Raw genomic sequence first — 1,315 nt, forward strand, 5'->3', positions numbered from 1 at the left:
CGTCATTGCCTTTAGATTAGCTTCAACAAATAATATAGGTTGTTATTATTGTTGAAGCTTTCTTTTTGCTTCTTTTTCTTTGTTAATAACCTTGATTTTTGTGGAAAAAGTTAACAACGGTAAGGGTGTATTATCGTCATTGCCAGGCTTAAAGGCCTATGCCTCGATTAAATCCCTTACCGCTTGTTTTAAACTGTGGCATCAAATAGAAATTAGAGTTTGGAAGGCTCATTAGTAAGGTATTGATGTGGTTTAAAACTGTTAACTGTTTACTTACATAAACAGGGTAAAGGTATGGAATTTGAATTTTTTATCGGGATCGATGTATCAAAGAATGAATTGGATTTCTCAGTTCAGCAAGGCAAATATTTTCTTTTCCACAAGGAAATAGCTAATGATCCACAAGTGATAGGTACACTTTTAAAGGAGCTTTGTAAGCTTCAGGGCTTTTCTATGAACAACGCGGTTTTCTGCATGGAGCATACCGGCATTTACAGTAATCACCTGCTATCCTGTTTATATAACAAGAAAGGGAATGTTTGTTTGGAGTCAGCTACTCAAATCAAGAAATCACTTGGCAATCTCCGGGGAAAGAATGATAAAGTTGATTCGATGCGGATCGCTACATATGCTTATAAAAACCGAGAAGACCTACGCTTATGGTCACCCAGGCGGGAAGAAGTTCAGGAACTGTCCCATTTGGCATCCACACGTTCAAGACTTATAAAAGCGAAGAAGATGCTTAAAACCCCGCTTAAAGAATACGGAACCTTTGTTAAAAGGAAGGTATCCAAAAAAAACACAGGCCTGTGCAATAAGGCTCTTGGTGGCATTGAAGCAAGCCTGGAACATGTAGAAAAAGCGATAATGGACATCATTAATGCCGACCCCGAATTGAAGCGTTTATTTGTTTTAGTTACCTCAGTGGTTGGGATCGGTAAAGTCACGGCTATACAACTGATAGTGACCACCAATGAGTTTAAAGATATTAATAATGCCAAGTCATATGCCTGTTATGCAGGTTTGGTTCCTTATCTGGAAGAATCGGGCGTGTTCAAAGGTAAAGGCAGGGTCTCGCATATGGCTAATAAAAAAGTAAAAACACTTTTGCACATGGCTGCCCTGGTAGCTATCCAGTATAATGATGAGTTGAGACTTTATTACGAAAGGAAGGTTAACATCGAAAAGAAGAATAAAATGAGCGTGATAAACGCTGTTAGGAATAAACTTGTTCAACGTATTTTCTCCTGTGTAAATCAGAATAGAAAATATGAAAAAAATTATCTCAAATTAGTTGCTTAGATCATAGAAATCG

The 1,315-nt window shown here is 37.6% G+C and carries 1 protein-coding gene; it reads left to right on the plus strand.

What is annotated here, in order from left to right; translation table 11 throughout:
* The first annotated feature begins 294 nt into the window (after positions 1-294).
* On the plus strand, positions 295-1,302 hold the full coding sequence (locus tag AB6735_RS27955) for an IS110 family transposase (protein ID WP_370999472.1): 1,008 nt from the start codon (positions 295-297) through the stop codon (positions 1,300-1,302).
* Positions 1,303-1,315: the final 13 nt, after the last annotated feature.

The sequence above is a fragment of the Mucilaginibacter sp. RCC_168 genome, assembly GCF_041355315.1.
Taxonomy (GTDB): Bacteria; Bacteroidota; Bacteroidia; order Sphingobacteriales; family Sphingobacteriaceae; genus Mucilaginibacter.